18 protein-coding genes are annotated in these 18,905 nt (G+C 70.2%); 11 read left to right on the top strand and 7 right to left on the bottom strand.

What is annotated here, in order from left to right; all coding sequences use genetic code 11:
* Nucleotides 1-85: 85 nt before the first annotated feature.
* From ASF41_RS16110 to atpC, 7 genes are all read left to right on the top strand, one after another.
* A complete protein-coding gene (locus ASF41_RS16110) occupies nucleotides 86-796 on the top strand; it encodes a DsbA family protein (protein ID WP_056494912.1) in 711 nt (236 codons plus the stop codon).
* 255 nt (nucleotides 797-1,051) lie between these two features.
* Nucleotides 1,052-1,624, top strand: coding sequence for a F0F1 ATP synthase subunit delta (locus ASF41_RS16105; protein WP_056212570.1), 573 nt, complete (start codon nucleotides 1,052-1,054; stop codon nucleotides 1,622-1,624).
* Between the two features lie 69 nt (nucleotides 1,625-1,693).
* Nucleotides 1,694-3,223 (top strand): F0F1 ATP synthase subunit alpha, encoded by a 1,530-nt coding sequence (gene atpA, locus ASF41_RS16100; protein ID WP_056179751.1) that lies wholly within the window; start codon nucleotides 1,694-1,696, stop codon nucleotides 3,221-3,223.
* A gap of 121 nt (nucleotides 3,224-3,344) precedes the next feature.
* Nucleotides 3,345-4,220, top strand: coding sequence for a F0F1 ATP synthase subunit gamma (locus ASF41_RS16095; protein ID WP_056270891.1), 876 nt, complete (start codon nucleotides 3,345-3,347; stop codon nucleotides 4,218-4,220).
* Between the two features lie 45 nt (nucleotides 4,221-4,265).
* Nucleotides 4,266-5,726, top strand: a complete 1,461-nt coding sequence (gene atpD, locus ASF41_RS16090; RefSeq protein ID WP_056212566.1) for a F0F1 ATP synthase subunit beta — start codon at nucleotides 4,266-4,268, stop codon at nucleotides 5,724-5,726.
* A gap of 4 nt (nucleotides 5,727-5,730) precedes the next feature.
* Nucleotides 5,731-5,979: a hypothetical protein gene (locus tag ASF41_RS16085; protein ID WP_056494909.1), complete on the top strand. Its 249-nt coding sequence runs from the start codon at nucleotides 5,731-5,733 to the stop codon at nucleotides 5,977-5,979.
* An 82-nt stretch (nucleotides 5,980-6,061) separates the two neighbouring features.
* Complete coding sequence (atpC, locus tag ASF41_RS16080; protein WP_056212562.1) at nucleotides 6,062-6,463, top strand: ATP synthase F1 subunit epsilon; 402 nt, start codon at nucleotides 6,062-6,064, stop codon at nucleotides 6,461-6,463.
* Between the two features lie 21 nt (nucleotides 6,464-6,484).
* Here the strand turns inward: atpC and ASF41_RS16075 are convergent, their stop codons facing one another.
* The 4 genes from ASF41_RS16075 to ASF41_RS16060 are packed head-to-tail and all read right to left on the bottom strand — an operon-like array spanning nucleotide 6,485 to nucleotide 9,228.
* Complete coding sequence (locus tag ASF41_RS16075) at nucleotides 6,485-7,723, bottom strand: CCA tRNA nucleotidyltransferase (protein WP_056494905.1); 1,239 nt, start codon at nucleotides 7,721-7,723, stop codon at nucleotides 6,485-6,487.
* Nucleotides 7,720-7,977, bottom strand: a complete 258-nt coding sequence (locus tag ASF41_RS16070; RefSeq protein WP_056212558.1) for a DUF6111 family protein — start codon at nucleotides 7,975-7,977, stop codon at nucleotides 7,720-7,722. The genes ASF41_RS16075 and ASF41_RS16070 overlap by 4 nt, the downstream gene beginning before the upstream one ends.
* Before the next feature lie 34 nt (nucleotides 7,978-8,011).
* Nucleotides 8,012-8,653, bottom strand: coding sequence for a CoA pyrophosphatase (locus tag ASF41_RS16065; RefSeq protein ID WP_056494902.1), 642 nt, complete (start codon nucleotides 8,651-8,653; stop codon nucleotides 8,012-8,014).
* On the bottom strand, nucleotides 8,650-9,228 hold the full coding sequence (locus ASF41_RS16060; protein ID WP_056494899.1) for a DUF1285 domain-containing protein: 579 nt from the start codon (nucleotides 9,226-9,228) through the stop codon (nucleotides 8,650-8,652). Before ASF41_RS16060 ends, ASF41_RS16065 begins: the two co-directional genes overlap by 4 nt.
* A 239-nt stretch (nucleotides 9,229-9,467) precedes the next feature.
* On the opposite strand from ASF41_RS16060, the gene ASF41_RS16055 reads away from it, so the two are divergent.
* From ASF41_RS16055 to ASF41_RS16040, 4 genes are read left to right on the top strand one after another with little or no spacing between them, the layout of a single operon-like run.
* Nucleotides 9,468-10,472 carry a MoxR family ATPase gene (locus ASF41_RS16055; protein ID WP_056494896.1) on the top strand — a complete coding sequence of 335 codons (1,005 nt, stop codon included), beginning with the start codon at nucleotides 9,468-9,470 and terminating at the stop codon, nucleotides 10,470-10,472.
* Nucleotides 10,473-10,475: 3 nt separating this feature from the next.
* Nucleotides 10,476-11,411 carry a DUF58 domain-containing protein gene (locus ASF41_RS16050; protein ID WP_056494893.1) on the top strand — a complete coding sequence of 312 codons (936 nt, stop codon included), beginning with the start codon at nucleotides 10,476-10,478 and terminating at the stop codon, nucleotides 11,409-11,411.
* Nucleotides 11,412-11,421: 10 nt separating this feature from the next.
* Nucleotides 11,422-14,241 carry a DUF4159 domain-containing protein gene (locus tag ASF41_RS16045; RefSeq protein ID WP_056494891.1) on the top strand — a complete coding sequence of 940 codons (2,820 nt, stop codon included), beginning with the start codon at nucleotides 11,422-11,424 and terminating at the stop codon, nucleotides 14,239-14,241.
* A 28-nt stretch (nucleotides 14,242-14,269) separates the two neighbouring features.
* Nucleotides 14,270-16,354: a hypothetical protein gene (locus ASF41_RS16040; RefSeq protein WP_056494888.1), complete on the top strand. Its 2,085-nt coding sequence runs from the start codon at nucleotides 14,270-14,272 to the stop codon at nucleotides 16,352-16,354.
* Between the two features lie 4 nt (nucleotides 16,355-16,358).
* Here the strand turns inward: ASF41_RS16040 and ASF41_RS16035 are convergent, their stop codons facing one another.
* Genes ASF41_RS16035 through ASF41_RS16025 form a run of 3 tightly spaced genes read right to left on the bottom strand, consistent with a single transcriptional unit; the run spans nucleotide 16,359 to nucleotide 18,896 of the window.
* Nucleotides 16,359-17,249, bottom strand: coding sequence for an alpha/beta fold hydrolase (locus tag ASF41_RS16035; RefSeq protein ID WP_056495047.1), 891 nt, complete (start codon nucleotides 17,247-17,249; stop codon nucleotides 16,359-16,361).
* Between the two features lie 43 nt (nucleotides 17,250-17,292).
* Entirely contained in the window at nucleotides 17,293-17,796 is a 504-nt protein-coding gene (locus ASF41_RS16030) for a GNAT family N-acetyltransferase (protein WP_056494885.1), read from the bottom strand.
* Nucleotides 17,793-18,896 carry a microcin C ABC transporter permease YejB gene (locus ASF41_RS16025; RefSeq protein ID WP_056212538.1) on the bottom strand — a complete coding sequence of 368 codons (1,104 nt, stop codon included), beginning with the start codon at nucleotides 18,894-18,896 and terminating at the stop codon, nucleotides 17,793-17,795. Before ASF41_RS16025 ends, ASF41_RS16030 begins: the two co-directional genes overlap by 4 nt.
* Between the last annotated feature and the right edge of the window lie 9 nt (nucleotides 18,897-18,905).

Below are 18,905 nucleotides of genomic sequence, written 5' to 3'. Positions count from 1 at the left end.
GCGCTGGCGGTCGGGCACCGGCGGGTCTAGAAGCCGGGCGGCTTTCCGCACGCTTCCCCGATCCCCACGCTACCAGGGCCGCCCCATGAGCTTCGCGTTACCGGGCCTCCACCGCCGGCGCTTCCTCCTCGCCTCCACCGGCCTTGCCGCTGGCCTCGCGATCGCCGGGGAGAGTGTGGCACAGGGCTACGGCCAGGCGTTTAAGGTGGACAACGACGAGGGCCGCCCGGTCGCGAACATGCGTCTGCCCGGCGAGATCGTCGGCGAGATTCCAGCTCTGCGCGGGGTCACCTATGTCGGACCGGCCGAGGCAGAGACGACCCTGTACGAGTTCTTCGACTACAATTGCCCGTATTGCCGGAAGGCGGCGGCCGACATGGTCTCCCTCAGCGAAAGCGATCCATCGCTGCGAATCGGCCTGATCAACAATCCCATTCTCGCGGTGCAATCGGCCCAGGCCGCGAAGGTCGCCCTTGCGATCCAGCGCAAGCTCGGATCGGCAGCGGCCTGGAGCCTGTATCGAACGTTGCTGGCCAAGCCCGGCAAGATCGACGGGCCCGGCGCCCTCCAGGCCGCCGCCAAGCTCGGTGTGCCCGCCGCCGAGGTCGAAAGCATCGCCGACAGCGAGGAGGTGCGTCTCGCCCTCAAGGCGCAGATGCGCATGGCCGCCGATCTCGGCCTCGCCGCGACCCCCTCCTACGTGCTCGGCAACACGGGGCTTCTCGGCCATCCCGGCCCGAAGGCCCTCGCGCGGATGGTCGCCGCGACCCGACGCTGCGACCGCATCGCCTGCTGAGGCGGCCTCACCTTCGCCACCGTTTGTCCGCATCGGAACAGGGTTCGGCATCTCGCGTTGCACAACGCACCGGCGCAAGTTCCATCGTCTTGCGCCCCCCGGACACGCATGCTAGGCCCTCGCCGCGCCGGAAGGGCGGGCTTTTCATGGCCCGCGCAGACCGGCACGTTCCCAATCCTGACGGTTTCAGAGCCCGCGCCGAACACGGCGCGACGCGGCCGGAGCCCTCAGGCAGGATTGAAGAGAGAGCGGCGCGTGGCGCAGAACGGTTCCGAGGCGGGTTCCCCGGTTGCAGGCGTAGCGGCACGCTACGCGTCGGCCTTGTTCGAGCTGGCGCGCGATGAGCGCGACGTCGATGGCGTGGCGGCGAGCCTCGACCGGTTCGACGCGATGCTCAAGGAGAGCGCCGACCTGCGACGCTTCGTGCGCAGCCCGATCTTCACGGGCGCCGAGCAGGAGGCCGCCATCGTCTCGCTGCTGGAGAAGTCCGGCATCGGCGGCATCGGCGGCAACTTCATCCGCCTCGCGGCTGCCAACCGTCGACTGTTCGCCCTTCCCGACATGATCCGCGCCTTCCGCACCCTGGTGCGCGAGTCGAAGGGCATCGTCCGCGCCGAGGTGACCGTCGCCGAGCGTCCCTCCGACGCCGTCGTGGAGGAGATCAAGGCCTCCCTGCGCGACGTGGCGCGCGCCGAGATCGACCTCGACCTCAAGATCGACCCCAGCCTGATCGGCGGCCTCGTGGTCAAGATCGGCAGCCGCATGGTGGACGCGTCCCTGCGCACCAAGCTCAACGGAATTCGCCTCGCGATGCGGGAAGCCCGGTAAGGGCCTTCGAGGCCCGACCGCTTCCCGTTCCCAACCCCATTCATTCAATCCAAGACAAGAGGCCCGACGATGGACATCCGCGCCGCCGAGATCTCCGCGATCCTAAAGGATCAGATCAAGAATTTCGGCCAGGAAGCCGAAGTCACCGAGGTCGGTCAGGTTCTGTCCGTCGGTGACGGCATTGCCCGCGCCTACGGCCTCGACAGCGTCCAGGCCGGTGAGATGGTCGAGTTCGAGTCGGGCGTGCGCGGCATGGCCCTCAACCTTGAGCAGGACAACGTGGGCATCGTGATCTTCGGATCCGACCGCGACATCAAGGAAGGTCAGACCGTCAAGCGCACCGGCGCGATCGTGGACGTGCCGGTCGGCAAGGCGCTGCTCGGCCGCGTCGTCGACGCCCTCGGCAACCCGATCGACGGCAAGGGCCCCATCGCCACCACCGAGCGTCGCCGCGTCGACGTGAAGGCGCCGGGCATCATCCCGCGCAAGTCGGTGCACGAGCCGATGGCCACCGGCCTCAAGGCCATCGACGCCCTGATCCCCGTCGGCCGCGGCCAGCGCGAGCTCATCATCGGCGATCGCCAGACCGGCAAGACCGCCATCGCCCTCGACACGATCCTGAACCAGAAGCCGGCCCATGCCGGCACCGACGAGAACGCGAAGCTCTACTGCGTCTACGTCGCCATCGGGCAGAAGCGCTCCACCGTCGCCCAGTTCGTGAAGTCGCTGGAAGACAACGGCGCGCTCGAGTACTCGATCGTCATCGCTGCCACCGCGTCCGACGCCGCGCCGATGCAGTTCATCGCACCCTTCGCCGGTTGCGCCATGGGCGAGTACTTCCGCGACAACGGCATGCACGCCGTGATCGTCTATGACGATCTCTCCAAGCAGGCCGTCGCCTACCGCCAGATGTCGCTGCTGCTGCGCCGTCCGCCGGGCCGCGAGGCTTACCCGGGTGACGTGTTCTACCTGCACTCGCGCCTGCTCGAGCGCGCCGCCAAGATGGGCGATGCCGCCGGCAACGGCTCGCTGACCGCGCTGCCGGTCATCGAGACCCAGGCCAACGACGTCTCGGCCTACATCCCCACCAACGTGATCTCGATCACCGACGGCCAGATCTTCCTCGAGACCGACCTGTTCTACCAAGGTATCCGCCCGGCGGTGAACGTCGGTCTCTCGGTCTCCCGCGTGGGCTCTTCGGCCCAGACGAAGGCGATGAAGAAGGTCGCCGGCAAGATCAAGGGCGAGCTCGCGCAGTACCGCGAGATGGCCGCCTTCGCGCAGTTCGGCTCGGACCTCGACGCCTCGACCCAGAAGCTCCTGAACCGCGGTTCGCGCCTGACCGAGCTCCTGAAGCAGCCGCAGTTCTCGCCGCTGAAGATGGAAGAGCAGGTGGCGGTGATCTACGCCGGCGTGAACGGCTACCTCGACACCTTGCCGCTGAACAAGGTCCGTCCCTTCGAGGACGCCCTGCTCTCGGCCCTGCGCACCAAGCACGCCGACCTGCTCACCAAGATCCGCGACTCGAAGGACCTGTCGGACGACAGCGCCAAGACGCTGAAGGGCGTCGTCGAGAGCGTCGCCAAGTCGCTCGCGTAAGTCGCGGCATCGACAGCGAACCCGGTCGCCTGCGGGCGGCCGGATCTTGAGCGAGCGCAGGCGCCCGGATCGTCCGGGCGCCTCGCCTTGAGCGGCAGCGGATGGATCTGGAAGTCACCCCATGGCGAGTTTGAAGGATCTGCGGAACCGCATCACCTCGGTGAAGGGCACGCAGAAGATCACCAAGGCGATGCAGATGGTCGCCGCCGCCAAGCTGCGGCGCGCCCAGATGGCCGCCGAGAGCGCGCGTCCCTATGCCGAGAAGATGTCCCAGGTTCTGGGAAACCTCGCGGCGAACCTCGTCGGCGGCGTGCAGGGGCCCCGACTCCTCTCCGGCACCGGCGCGGAGAAGACCCACCTGCTCATCGTCTGCACGGCCGATCGCGGCTTATGCGGCGGCTTCAACTCCTCGATCGCCCGCCTCGCCCGTGACCATGCCCGGCGGCTGATGGCCGAGGGCAAGACGGTGAAGATGATCACCGTCGGCAAGAAGGGCTACGATCTCCTCCGCCGCCAGTTCCGCGACGAGATCATCGAGAACCGCGACCTGCGCGGCAACAAGGCGGTCGACTACGAGTTCGCCGCCGAGATCGCCGACAGCATTATCGCCCGCTTCGACGCCGGCGAGTTCGACGTCGCCACGCTGTTCTACTCGCGATTCCGCTCCGTGATCTCGCAGATCCCGACGGCGCAGAAGCTCATCCCGGCCGAGCTGCCGGAGACCGGCGCCACGGCGCCGGACGCCGCCCTTCAGTTCGAGCCGAGCGAGGAGGCCATCCTCGACACGCTGCTCCCGCGCAACCTCACCGTCCAGGTGTTCCGGGCACTCCTGGAGAACGCCGCTTCCGAGCAGGGCGCTCGCACCGGCGCCATGGACTCCGCCACGCGCAACGCGGGCGAAATGATCAAGAAGCAGACGCAGATCTACAACCGGACGCGTCAGGCCATGATCACCAAGGAACTCATCGAGATCATCTCGGGCGCCGAAGCGCTCTAAGCGCAGACGACGCCCTGACCGCAACATATCCAAAGGACCCGTAACATGGCGAACACCGCGATCCCCGGCGCCGGCTCGAACAAGGTCGGCAAGATCACCCAGGTCATCGGCCCCGTGGTCGACGTTCACTTCGACGGCCACCTGCCCGAGATCCTGAACGCCCTGGAGACCAAGAACAACGGCAGCCGCCTCGTTCTCGAAGTCGCCATGCAGCTCGGCGAGAGCACCGTGCGCTGCATCGCCATGGACACCTCGGAAGGCCTGGTCCGCGGCCAGGAAGTGACCGACACCGGCGAGGCCATCAAGGTCCCGGTCGGCTTCAACACCCTCGGCCGCATCATGAACGTCATCGGCGAGCCGATCGACGAGGCCGGCCCGATCCAGTCGGACACGCTCCGCGCCATCCACCAGCCGGCGCCCGCTTATTCTGAGCAGTCCACCGAGTCGCAGATCCTCGTCACCGGCATCAAGGTCGTCGACCTCCTCGCCCCCTATGCCAAGGGCGGCAAGATCGGCCTGTTCGGCGGCGCCGGCGTCGGCAAGACCGTGCTGATCATGGAGCTCATCAACAACATCGCCAAGGTGCACTCCGGCTACTCGGTGTTCGCCGGCGTCGGTGAGCGGACCCGCGAGGGCAACGATCTCTACCACGAGATGATCGAGTCCAAGGTGAACATGGACCCGAAGGAGCACAACGGCTCCGCCGAGGGCTCCAAGTGCGCCCTCGTCTACGGTCAGATGAACGAGTCCCCCGGCGCCCGCTCGCGTGTCGCCCTCACCGGCCTCACCATCGCCGAGGACTTCCGCGACCAGGGCCAAGACGTGCTGTTCTTCGTGGACAACATCTTCCGCTTCACCCAGGCCGGCTCGGAAGTGTCGGCGCTCCTCGGCCGCATCCCGTCGGCGGTGGGCTATCAGCCGACGCTCGCCACCGATATGGGCGCCCTCCAGGAGCGCATCACCACCACCACCAAGGGCTCGATCACCTCGGTGCAGGCCATCTACGTGCCCGCCGACGATCTGACCGACCCGGCCCCGGCCGCCTCGTTCGCCCACCTCGACGCCACGACCGTGCTGTCCCGCTCGATTGCAGAGAAGGGCATCTACCCGGCCGTGGATCCGCTGGACTCCACCTCGCGCATGCTCAACCCCGCCGTCCTCGGCGAGGAGCACTACGACGTCGCCCGCAAAGTCCAGCAGACCCTGCAGCGCTACAAGGCCCTGCAGGACATCATCGCGATCCTGGGCATGGACGAGCTCTCGGAAGAGGACAAGCTCACCGTCGCCCGCGCCCGTAAGATCGAGCGCTTCTTCTCGCAGCCCTTCTCGGTGGCCGAGATCTTCACCGGCTCGCCGGGCATTCAGGTCCCGCTGGCCGACACGATCAAGGGCTTCAAGGGTCTCGTGAACGGCGAGTACGACGACCTGCCGGAGGCGGCGTTCTACATGGTCGGCACGATCGAGGACGCCAAGGAGAAGGCGAAGAAGATCGCCGCGGCGGCCTGAGGTCTTGAACCTCAAAGCCGTTCTCCTTCTCGTCGGTCTCGTGGTCGGCGGTCTCACCGGGTATCTCACCCGGCCCGAGGCCGCCGAGATCAAGATCGGGTCGTTCAGCCTCGAGGTTCAGGGGGATTCGCCGGCGGGAACCCGCGGCGGCTCCCTGACCACGGGTCAGATGCAGCATATCGGCATCTTCGCCGTCATCGGCGCGGTGCTGGGCCTCGGGATCGGCTTCGTCGCCGATCACCGCAGGGCCTGACCACGAACACGACGGCGTGCGCCCTCCGGGTCCGGCGCGTCGTCACTCCGCACAGACACCCCGAGCCGGGATCCTCGACCTCATGGCCACCTTCCAGTTCGATTTCGTCGGTCCCGAGCGGACGCTGTATTCCGGCCAGATCGAGGCCGTGCAGCTGCCCGGCATCGAGGGCGAAATGACCGTGCTCCCCGGCCACGCTCCCGTGCTCACCGCCCTCAAAGTCGGCGTCATTGTGATCAACGAGGCCGGCCATACCGGCAAGCGCGTCCTGGTCCGCGGCGGCTTCGCCGATATCGGCCCGACCTCCGTCACCGTCATCGCCGAGCGTGCGAACCCCTTCGAGGAGATCTCGCCGGAGTCCCTCGACCGCGACATCGAGGCGGTCGAACTCCTGCGCGACGCCACCGAGGATTTCGCCAAGAAGGACGAGCTCACCGGCCAGATCGTCCAACTCCGCGACGCCAAGGTCGCGCTCAAGCTTTAAAGGCCCATCGCCTACGAGGTCCTACCCGGCCGCGTGCGCGAGCAAGGCCTCGCGCGCGGACGCATCGTCCGGGCAGCCCAGATCCAGCCACAGGGCCCGGGCCCGGGCGAGTCGACGACCGATCTCGGGACCGGGCCGAACGCCCCGCGCCACCAGATCGGCCCCACCGAGGGGAAATTTCGGCGCCCCGACGCGGCCGCTCGCCAGATCGTCGAGATAGCGTTCCGCCCCCGGCGAGAGGTCCGGCATCGGTTCGCTCCGGGTGGTCGTCCGCGCCAGGGAGAGGCCCCGACGGTCGTGATCGGCGGCCAGGCGTCGGATCTCCGTGCCGTCGATCATGGCCCGTCCATGCAGAGCATCGAGGGCCCGCCCATAGGCCGCGAGGACGTCAAGGTCGGTCTTCGAGAGCCGTAATCTGGCCTCCAGCCGTGCGGCATCCGCAGCGGACCACACCGCCAGCGCCGCCAGTCGGTCGATCGCGGACGTCCTCGAGCCATCCGCTTGGGCACGGGCGAAGCGCCCGAGATCCCCGAATCCGCCGATCAGCCGCAACAGCAGTCCGGTCTCACTCAAAATCGCGACGGCCGCAGCCGTGCCGTGCGCGAGGAGCAGCTTGAGGAATTCCGCTCGGATGCGCTCGCGCGAGAGCCCATCCAAAGCATCGCGGGCGGAGATGCAGGCCGACAGGCCCTCCGGGTCGGGAGGTCCGGCGCCGTAGCGGGCATGGAACCGGAAGAACCGCAGGATGCGCAGGGCATCCTCGCGAATGCGGGTCCGGGCCTCGCCGATGAAGCGGACGCGTCCCGCCCGCAGATCGTCGACCCCGCCGGTCGTGTCGTGGAGGGTGCCGTCGGGCGTGAGGGAGAGCGCGTTGATGGTGAAGTCCCGGCGCTGCGCATCGAGGGCAAAGTCGCGCCCAAACCGCACCACGGCGCGGCGCCCGTCGGTTTCGACATCCTCCCGCAGGGTCGTGACCTCGAAGGAGGCTTCGCCCGCGAGCAGCGTGATGGTCCCGTGCTCGATCCCGGTGGGAATGGCGCGCAGGCCGGCCGCCTCGGCCCGGGCGATCACCGCCGGGGGCAGCAGCGTGGTGGCGAGGTCGATGTCGTCGCCGGCGCGCCCGAGCAGAGCGTCGCGGATGCAACCGCCGACGAGCCGGGTCGCCTCGCCCTCGGCGGACAAGGCGCCGAGCACGCGACGGACCCCCGGTCGGTCGAGAAGGTGGCCGAGGCCCGCTCCATCGAGGACGTGTCCGCTCACTGGAACCGCCCGGGCACGACCTGGCCGTTCTCCAGGTGGGGCGGTACGTAGCCGCCACGATGCCGTTCGCTGAAGAGCCCCGTCGCCACCAGGGAGAGGACGACGAGGACGATGCCCGCCAGGGTCAGGCGGAAGGCCTGCCCGTCCCAATGCACGCCGTGGTCGGGCCGGCGTCCGCGGACCGCCAGGTAGAGGGCGTAGAGCAGGAACGGCGAGAGGAAGATCAGGAGTTCTTCGAGGACGCGGCGGATCATGAACGTCTCGAATCGCGATGGGATGGGCGCCGCGTCACGGGAAGAGGCGCTCCTGCAAGTTGTTGACGATCCCAGCGGTGACGCCCCAGATCCGGAACGCGCCGTAGGTGATGGCGTAGTAGCGCCGCTGACGACCGCGCCAGATCGCGCTTTCGATGCGGCGCTGGGCCGGATCGAGGAGGTGGCTCAGCGGAACCTCGAACGTGGCGGCGACCTCGTCGGGGTTCAGCGACAGGTCTGCCTCCGGGTCGACGAGACCGAGCACGGGCAGGACCAGGAATCCCGTGGCCGAGAGATAGGGATCCAGGTAGCCGAGCACACGGATCGCCTCGGCGGGAAGTCCGACTTCCTCGCGAGCCTCGCGCAGGGCAGCATCGGCCGGGCTCGGATCGCCGGCGTCGATCTTACCCCCGGGGAAGGCGATCTGCCCCGAATGATCGCGTAGATGCGCTGCGCGGACGGTGAACAGCACATGGGGGCCCTCGGCCCGGGGCATCACGGGCACGAGAACCGCCGCGCGCCGGTGGGGGCGCTCCGGCACCACCGCCCCATCGGTTCCGTCGAGGTCGTGGTCGCCCCGCGGGTTCGCCGTCGGAGCGCCATCGCCCGGCGGCTCCGCCGACAGGTACGCGGAGGCCCGGGCGACGAGGTCCGCCAGCGCAGCGTCCTGCCTCATGCGCTCTCGGCGGGCGCGATGCGGTGGAAGATGCCGCCGGCCATGACGCCGAGCCAGCCGTCCTGCTCCTCCGCCAAGGCGAGGAGGTCGTAGGTTAGCGCCCGGGTCAGCAGCGCCCAGAGGTCGCGGCGGACATGGACGTAGGGGCGCAGGCCGCCCCCCGCATCCTGCTCGAAGCGCAAGGCATGGCCGGCTTCCACGGGCACGAGGTCGTCGACATTGGTGCGGAAGGCGATGCGCCGCCCCGGACCGTCGCCCTCGACCGCCATCTCCACGGCTACGAAGGGCGCATCCTCCACCGTGATGCCGACGCTCTCCACCGGGGTGACCAGCACGTAGCCGCCACCGGGCTCGCGCCGCAGGATCGAGGCGAAGAGCTTGACCAGGGCCGGACGGCGGATCGGCGTGCCGTCGTGGTGCCAAATCCCGTCGGCGGCGATCCGCATGTCGATCGCCCCGCAGAAGGGCGGATTCCAGCGCTCCACCGGCGGCGGGCCGCGGCGCGCCACATCGCCCAGGGCGGCGCTGAGGCGGTCGATCGTCGGATCGGCGACGGGAGGGGTCGGTTCGGTCATGCGGTCACAAGATAGCGCATCCGGACGGCGGGGGAACGGCGGCGCGACGTCCTCTCCGCGCCGACGAAGGCCAGCGCGCGCAGGTCCGAACCCTGCGTCGTCGCGCCGACCTTGCCAGCGTGCCGCAAAGGGCGCCACACTCCCGGACAGACGGCCGACGCCAGGCCCGCCCCTCGATGGCGCATTCCCGCCGCGCGCGGCCCTCGCCGGCCGATGCGGAGAAGTCAGGACCGAGACGCATGATTCAGGGCTCCCAGTCGGCCACCACCCTCGATGACGGCATCGTCGCCACGGCGGAAGCCTGCCTCGGCTCGGTGGGGCAGGCCCGCGAGGCGATCCACAAGGTCATCTTCGGCCAGGAGCAGGTCGTAGACCTCGCCCTGATCACGATCCTGGCCGGCGGCCACGGCCTGCTGGTCGGCCTGCCGGGGCTCGCCAAGACCAAGCTGGTCGAGACCCTCGGCACCGTCCTCGGCCTCGATGCCCGCCGGGTGCAGTTCACGCCCGACCTGATGCCGTCCGACATCCTCGGCACCGAGATCTTGGACGAGGACGCCGATCGCCACCGGTCGTTCCGCTTCGTCAGGGGGCCGGTCTTCACCCAGCTCCTCATGGCGGACGAGATCAACCGCGCCAGCCCGCGGACCCAGTCCGCGCTGCTGCAGGCCATGCAGGAGAACTTCGTCTCGGTGGCTGGCGAGCGCCACGACCTGCCGCGCCCGTTCCACGTGCTGGCGACCCAGAACCCGATCGAGCAGGAGGGCACCTATCCACTGCCCGAGGCGCAGCTCGACCGCTTCCTCCTGGAGATCGACGTCGGCTATCCCGACCGCGCCGCCGAGCGCCGCATCCTGATCGAGACCACCGGCGTCGACGAGCACAAGCCGGTGGCGGTGATGTCCACCGAGTCCCTGCTGACGGCCCAGCGCCTCGTGCGCCGGCTGCCCGTCGGGGATGCGGTGGTCGATGCCATCCTCGACCTCGTGCGCGCCGCCCGCCCCGAGGGCGGCGATCCGTCTCTCAAGGGCAAGCTCCTCTGGGGGCCGGGCCCCCGCGCCAGCCAGGCCCTGACCCTGGCGGTGCGCGCCCGCGCCCTGATCGAGGGCCGCGTCGCCCCGTCCATCGCCGACGTGAAGGCCCTGGCCGAGCCCGTGCTCAAGCACCGCATGGCACTGAGCTTCGCGGCGCGCGCCGATGGCGAGACGATCTCGGGCCTCATCGCCCAGCTCGCCGGCAAGCTCTAGGGCATGGCGATTCCCCGGCCCGGCGGCGGCGCCCCCCAGGTCCTCGACCGGAGCGCCCGCAATCCCGGACGCCGCGAGACCGAGCATGCGCTCGCCCTGGCCGAGCGCATGCCGCGGCTGATCCTCGAATCCCGCCGGGTGTCCTCGACCCTGGCTCATGGCATCCACGGCCGCCGCCGGGCCGGGCCGGGCGAGAGCTTCTGGCAGTTCCGGCCCTTCGTCGCCGGCGAGGCCGCCGCGCGCATCGACTGGCGCCGCTCGGCTCGCGACGATCGGCTCTACGTACGCGAGCGCGAGTGGGAGGCCACCCATAACATCTGGTTCTGGATCGACCGCTCGGCCTCGATGGGCTTCGCCTCGCACCTGGCACAGGCACCCAAAGTGGAGCGCGCGCTGGTGCTCGGCTTCGCCCTGGCCGACGCCCTGGTGGAGGGTGGCGAGCGCACCGGCCTGCTCGGCCTCACCCGCGCCACCGCCTCCCGTCGCATCGTCGAGACCATGGCGCAGGCCCTCGCCGCCGATGCCAAGGGTCAGGACGACGATACTCCGCCGCCCGCCACGCCGGGCCGGTTCGACGAGGCCGTGCTGATCAGCGATTTCCTGTCGCCGCCCGATGCCGTCAGGGCGTCGGTGGACCGGCTTGCCGGCCGAGGCACCCGGGGTCACCTCGTGATGATCGTCGATCCCGTCGAGGAAACCTTTCCGTTCACGGGTCAGGCGGTTTTGCACGACCTCGAGTCGAAGCTCAGCCTCAATGTCGGCGATGCCGGCGCCTGGGGCGAGGCTTATCGGGTGCGGATCGCCGCCCATCGCGATCGCCTCGCGGAGATCGCCCGGACCCAGGGCTGGACCCTGACGATCCATCGCACCGACCGTCCGGCGAGCGAGGCGGCCCTGCGCCTCCTCACCATCGTCGCCGCCGCGCGCGGGACCGGTTGAGGATCGCCGCATGCTCGGACTGCCCCTTACCTTCGCCGCGCCCCTGGCGCTTGCTGCCCTCGTCGCCCTGCCGGCCCTCTGGTTCCTGTTGCGGGTGACCCCGCCACGCCCGCGCCGCATCGATTTCCCGCCCCTGCGGATCATGGCCGACCTGCTGGGCAAGCGCGAGACGCCGGCCCGGACGCCGCCCTGGCTGCTGATCCTGCGTATCCTCGCCGCCGCCTGCCTGATCCTGGCGGTGTCCGGCCCTGTCTGGAACCCCTCCGGCACGGGCGCCGCCTCTGGGCGCACGCCGCTCCTCGTCGTCCTCGACAACGGCTTCACCGCCGCCCACGATTGGCGCGACCGCCTGCGGGTGGCCACGGACGCGATCGAGAGCGCGGCCCGCGACGGCCGCTCGGTGTCGGTGACGGCCCTGGCCGAGCCGGCGGCGGCCCTGGAAGCCAAGGTCCCGTCCGCGGCCCTGGAGCGCCTGCGTGCCATTGCACCGCGTCCGCATCTGGCCGATCGCGGCGCGCACCTGGCATCGCTCACTGTTTTCCTCGAGCGCAGCCCGAGCACGGCGATCCTCTGGATCAGCGACGGCGTCGCGGGCCCAGGCGAGGAGACGTTCGGCAAGCGTTTCGCCGACCTCGTCGGCCGGACCGGGGCCGCGCTCACCATCCTGAAGGCCGATCAGCCGCCGGCGCTCGCGCTATCGGCCGCAGAAGCCAGCGGGCAGCTCACCGCGCATGTCCTGCGAGCGGCCCCGAACGGCCGCGACACCGGCCTCGTGCGCGCCGTCGACCAGAAGGGCCTGCCCCTGGCCGAGCACGCCTTCACCTTCGGGGCGAACACCACCGAGGCCGAGGTCGGGTTCGACCTGCCGGTGGAGCTGCGCAACAGCATCAGCCGGATCGAGGTCGCGGCCGAGCGCTCGGCCGGCGCCGTCACCCTGGTGGACGAGCGCGGCAAGCGCCGCCGCGTCGGCCTCGTCTTCGGCGGAACCAGCGACCAGGCCCAGCCGCTGCTGGCGCCGACCTACTACCTGTCGCGCGCGCTCGGTCCCTACGCCGACGTGCAGGAGCCCCGGGGTGCGAAGGGCATCGCGGAATCCATCGGGCAGCTCCTCGACAACCAGGTCTCGGTCCTCGTCCTCGCCGATGTCGGCGCCCTCGACGGTCCGACCCTGGCCCGTGTCGAGCAGTTCGTCGACGCGGGCGGCCTCCTCCTGCGCTTCGCCGGACCGCGCCTCGCCGCCGGCAACGACCCCCTGGTGCCGGTGCGCCTGCGCCGCGGCGGCCGCACCCTCGGCGGCACCCTCTCGTGGGACAGCCCCAAGACCCTGGCGCCCTTCGCGCCCGAGAGTCCCTTCGCCGGTCTGAGCCCACCCGCCGATATCGGCGTGCGCCGGCAGATCCTGGCCGAGCCCGACGGCGACCTGCCGGGTCGGACCTGGGCCTCGCTCCAGGACGGCACGCCCATCGTCACGGCGCAGAAGCGTGGCCAGGGCCTCGTCGTGCTCTTCCACGTCACCGCCGATACCACCTGGTCGAACCTGCCCCTGTCGGGCCTGTTCATCGACATGCTGCGCCGGGTAGTGAATCTCGCGGGGGCCAAGGCCCTGCCGGAGGGCGATGCCGCCGCCCGGGCGACCGCCGTGCTGGCGCCGCGCCTCACCCTCGACGGGTTCGGCGCACTCGGGGCGCCGCCGGCCGGCGCCACCGCGGTCTCCGCCGACGATACCGATCGCGCGACGCTGGAACACCCGCCGGGCTTCTACGGCCCGGCCGACGGCGGCATCGCGGTCAACGCCCTCGCGGCGGCGGATCGGTTGAAGCCTCTCGATTTCGCGGCCCTCTCCGGCGCCCGCCTCGGCTCGCTCGCCGGTGCCGAGACCCTCGACCTGCGCGCCACTCTCTTCACCCTGGCCCTGATGCTCCTCATCCTCGACACCCTCGCGGGCCTCTGGCTCGGCGGCTTCCTGCGGCGTGGCCGGGCTTTCGTCTCGCGCCCGGCCGCGCTCCTCGTCGCCGGCCTGGCGCTCGGCACGCTGATCGGCACGCCCGTGCCGGTTCAGGCCCAGCCGGCCCCGCCGGTGCGCGCGGGCACCTTCGACTCGGCCCTGGCCACCCGGCTCGCCTACGTGATCACCGGAGACGAGGCGGCGGACACCGCGAGCCGGGCCGGACTTACGGGCCTGACGCAGATGCTGGCGAGCCGCACCGCCCTGGAGCCCGGCGACCCGATCGGGATCGACCCCGCCAAGGACGAACTCGCTTTCTATCCTCTGATCTACTGGCCCATCGTCGCCGGGCGGCCGCAGCCGAGCGAGACCGCGATCCGGCGCATCGACGCCTTCATGCGCAACGGCGGCACCGTGATCTTCGACACCCGCGACGCGCTCACCGCGCGGCCGGGCGGCCCGCCGACGCCGGAAGGCGCCTATCTCCGCACAATGCTGGCGACCCTGGAGGTCCCCGAACTCGAGCCCGTGCCGCCCGACCACGTCCTGACCAAGGCCTTCTACCTCGTCGACACCTTTCCGGGCCGCTACGCCACTGGCCAGACCTGGGTCGAGACCCTTCCGCCGGCGGGCGAAGGCTCCGAGCGCCGGCCCGCGCGGGCCGGCGACGGCGTCTCGCCGATCGTGATCACGAGCAACGATCTCGCGGCCGCCTGGGCGGTGGGCAAGCGCGGCGAGTCGCTCTACCCCATCGTCGGCGGCGACCAGCGCCAGCGCGAGATGGCCTTCCGCGGCGGCATCAATTTCGTGATCTACACTCTCACCGGCAACTACAAGGCCGACCAGGTCCACGTCCCGGCGCTGCTGGAGCGCCTGGGCCAGTGATGACCCTTTCACCGGAGGCCATCCGCCCATGCTGAGCCTCAGCTTCAGCCCCCTGGTGCCCTGGCCGGTGCTGATCGCCTTCGGCGTGCTCGTCGTGGTCTTCGCGGTGCTGGCCTTCCTGGCCCGGGGTCGCACCGCGATCCTGCGGGCGCTCGCCCTGGCCCTGGTGCTTCTCGCGATCGCCAACCCGTCCCTGGTGCGCGAGGATCGCGAACCGGTGAAGGACATCGCCGCCATCGTGGTCGATCGCTCGGGCTCGCAGGCCCTCGGCGACCGGCCGGCGATGACTGATGCGGTCCGCGCCGAGTTGCAGCGTCGCTTCGGGGCCCTGACCACCATCGAGCCGCGCTTCATCGACGTGCCCGACGCCAAGGAGGGCGACGAGGGCACCCGGCTGTTCACCGCCCTGTCGCAGGCGCTGGCCGACGTGCCGGCCGAGCGCCTGGCGGGCGTCGTCATGCTCACCGACGGCGTGGTCCACGACATCCCGGCCTCGGCGGCGGCCCTGGGCCTCAAAGGGCCCCTCCACGTCCTCGTCACCGGCCATCCGGACGAGCGCGACCGGCAGATCAAACTGATCGAGGCGCCGCGTTTCGGCATCGTCGGGCGCGACCTCACCATCCGGGCCGAGGTGATGGAGCGGGGTGGAACCGGCAGCGCCACCGTGACCGTCCGCCGCGACGGCGAGGAGGTCGGCCGCCGGACCTTCCCCACCGGCCAGCCCTTTTCCCTGACCATGCGGATCGAGCATGGCGGTCCGAACGTCGTGGAGATCGAGGTCGAGCCGCTTCCCGGCGAGCTCACCACGATCAACAACCGCGCGGTCCTGCCGATCGAGGGCATCCGCGAAAAGCTGCGGGTGCTCCTCGTGTCCGGCGAGCCGCATCAGGGCGAGCGCACCTGGCGCAACCTCCTGAAGTCCGACGCCAACGTCGACCTCGTCCACTTCACCATCCTGCGCCCGCCGGAGAAGCAGGACGGGACGCCGATCTCCGAGCTCTCGTTGATCGCCTTCCCGACGCGCGAATTGTTCGTCCAGAAGATCAAGGATTTCGACCTCATCATCTTCGACCGCTACGCGAACCAGAGCGTGCTGCCCTCGGCGTATTTCGACAACATCGTCCGCTACGTTCGCGAGGGCGGCGCCCTGCTGATCGCGGCCGGACCCGAATTCGCCTCGCCCTCCAGCCTGTCGCGTACGCGGCTGGCCGCGATCCTGCCCGGCGAGCCGAACGGGCGGGTGCTCGAGCAGCCGTATAAGGCGGCCCTCACGAACATCGGCAACCGCCATCCGGTGACCCGCGCCCTGCCGGGCTCGGAGGCCTCGCCGCCGGCCTGGGGGGACTGGCTCCGCATCGTCTCGACGCAGGTGAGGCCCGGCATCCAGCCCATCCTGCAGGGTCCGAACGCCCTGCCGCTGCTGGCCCTGTCGCGCGAGGAGAAGGGCCGGGTCGCCCTGCTCACCTCGGACCATGCCTGGCTGTGGGCGCGCGGATACCAGGAGGGCGGGCCCTATCTGGATCTGCTGCGGCGGCTCGGTCACTGGCTGATGAAGGAGCCGGCCCTGGAGGAGGAGGCCCTGCGGGCCCAGACCACGGGGCACGGGCGCGAGGTCCGCGTGGAGCGCCAGACCATGGCCGACACGGCCGAGCCCGTTTACGTAACGGGTCCGACCGGTCGCCAGCGCACCCTGACGCTGACCCAGGGTGAGCCGGGCCTGTTCTCGACGACCTTCGAGGCGACCGAGCTCGGCCTCCACACCCTGCGGTCCGGCAGCCTCGTCGCCTTCGTCAGCGTCGGTCCGCCGAACCCGCGTGAACTCGCCGACGTCTTCAGCGACACCGAGCGCCTGAAGGCGCTCGCCGAAGGCACCGGCGGCTCGATCCGCCGCATCGCGGACGCCGCCGGAGGCACGGTGGTGCCACGCCTGCAGTCCGTCCGCAGCGGCCGTCTCGGCGGCTCCGACTGGATCGGTTTCCGCCCCAGCGACAGTGCCAACATCCGCGGCGTCGAGGTCTATCCCCTCGCCCTCGGCCTCTGGGCGCTCGTCGCCCTGGCCGGTGCCGTGTTGGCGATGTGGCTGGTGGAGGGCCGGCGCGGCCAAGCCGTGTGACGCGTCACGCCGGCAGCCGCTCGAAGAATCGCGCGATCTCGGCCGCAGCCCGGTCGGGGTCCTCCCGGTGAGGGAAGTGGCCCACGCCGGGCATCGGCGCGAGGTCGAGGTCCGAGAATGTCTCGCCGAGGCGATCCGTCCAGGCGTATGGGAAGAGCGGGTCGGAAACGCCCCAGCGGACGCAGGTCGGCACGGCGATCGGGGGCAGCACGGGCGCCTCGCCACGAATCATCGCCAAGCGGCCGGCCTGTGAACTGACGTACCAGTTGAATCCGCCCTGAAGGTTACCGGGGGCGAGGAAGTTGTCGGTGAAGGCGTCGAGCACATCGTCGAACGCGGCCGGATTCCCGCCGGCCCAGTGGTGCAGGAAGTGACCGATATAGAGCCGGCAGCCCTCGCGCGAGGCCCCGACCTGCGCCGCCGCGAACGGCTTCACGTGGTAGGATTGATACCAGATTTCGGCGAGCATTTCGGGTGCGGCGAGGCGTGGGCCAATGCCCGGATAGGGGCAATTGAAGGTGAAGAGCCCCGTGAGCCGTTGCGGGGCCGCCCGGCCGAGGGCCTGCACCACGTAGGCCCCGACATCGTGGCCGACGACGCCGACGCGGTCGAGGCCGAGGGCATCGAGCAGCGCCACGACATCGTCGGCGTGCACCTCCGCGCCGGCCTTGGCGGACGGCAGCGCATCCGGCTTCTCGCTGGCGCCGAAGCCGCGCAGATCCGGTGCGATGAGCTCGAAGCGGCCAGCGAGGCGCCGCATCACCGGCTCCCAGGTCAGCCAGAATTCCGGCCAGCCGTGCAGCAGCACCAGCGCGCGGCCGTGCCCGAGCCGCGCCACGTGGAGGGCGACGCCGTTCGCCGTGATCGTGTCGTGCCGGATTGCCGTCGCGTCCATCGTTTCCATCCCTGCCGGCGCCGGGTCGGCGCCCTCGGCGGAGTCAACGCCGGCGGAGGGCGGTGACGTTCCCCGAGACCGTTGTGGCCGCGCCCGCGCGCAGTTCGCGCCAGAGGAAGCGGGCCGGGTCGACGGGGGAGGGCGGAATGAGACGCCCGGACGGGATCGGCGCGAAGCCGAAGCGCCGGTAGTAGGGCGCGTCGCCGATCAGGATGACGAGGCCGTGGCCGGCGGAGGTCGCCGCGTCGAGGCAGGCCGTCATCAGGGCGGCGCCGATGCCGCGCCCCTCGAAGCTGGGATCGACGGTGAGCGGCCCGAGCACGAGGAGCGGATCGCCCGCCTCGGCCGGACCCACCCGCACCGAGCCGACGAGGTAGGTCGCCACCAGGGCGGTGAAGCAGAGCTCGGCGACCGGTGCGGTCCCCTCGCGCAGGCGGTAGGCCGTGCGGGCGAAGCGGCCCGGACCGAACGCGCGGGCATGGAGCCGTTCGATCGCCTCGGCGTCGCTCGCGTGCTCGTGCCGGATGACGAGGGGGAGGGTGGTCACGTCGCCCGAGCCGAGAAATCGATGCGCGGGTCGATCCAGGTGTAGATCAGGTCGGAGAGCAGGTTCACCGCCAGCCCGAGCAGGGAGAAGATGTACAGGGTGGCGAACACCACCGGATAGTCGCGCCCGACGATCGAGGTGAAGGACAGGAGCCCGAGCCCGTCGAGGGAAAAGATCGTCTCGATCAGCAGCGAGCCCGTGAAGAAGGCCGAGATGAAGGCCGCCGGAAAGCCCGCGATGACGATCAGCATGGCGTTGCGGAAGACGTGCCCGTACAGCACCCGCCGCTCGGACAGGCCCTTCATCCGGGCCGTGAGCACGTACTGCTTGCGGATCTCGTCGAGGAACGAGTTCTTGGTCAGCAGGGTCGAGGTCGCGAAGGCGCCGAGCACCAGGGCCGCCAGGGGCAACGTCATGTGCCAGGCGTAGTCGACCACCTTGCCCCAAAGGCTCAGGGATTCGAAGTTCTCGCTGGTCAGGCCCCGGATCGGGAAGATCTGCACGAAGGACCCACCCGCGAACAGGATGATCAGCGCGATGCCGAACAGGAAGCTCGGGATCGCGTAGCCGATGATGACAACGGTCGAGGTCCAGAGGTCGAAGCGCGAACCGTCGTGCACCGCCTTGCGGATGCCCAGCGGAATCGAGATCGCGTAGGAGATCAGGGTCATCCAGAGGCCCAGCGAGATCGACACCGGCAGGCGCTCGCGGATCAACTGCAGCACCGATACGTCGCGGAAATAGCTGTTACCGAAATCGAACCGGACGTAATCCCAGATCATCTTGGCGAAGCGTTCGGGCGCCGGCTTGTCGAAGCCGAATTGCTGCTCGAGCTTCTTGATGAAGGCCGGATCGAGCCCCTGCGCGCCGCGGTAGCGGGCATTCGCCTCGCCTCCGCCGCCGCTGCGGGCGGCGCCGCCGAGGTCGCCGGCCCCGCCGGTTACCCGCGACAGGCTTCCCTCGTTCTGACCCTGGAGCTGGGCCAGCACCCGCTCCACCGGGCCGCCGGGGGCGAACTGCACGATGACGAAGGTGATGAGCATGATCCCGAAGATGGTCGGGACCATGAGCGCGATGCGGCGCAGAATGTAGCCGAGCACGGGTGTCCC

The sequence above is a fragment of the Methylobacterium sp. Leaf111 genome (genome assembly GCF_001423285.1).
Lineage (GTDB): Bacteria > Pseudomonadota > Alphaproteobacteria > Rhizobiales > Beijerinckiaceae > Methylobacterium.
This window is presented reverse-complemented; position numbering and strand designations above follow the sequence as displayed.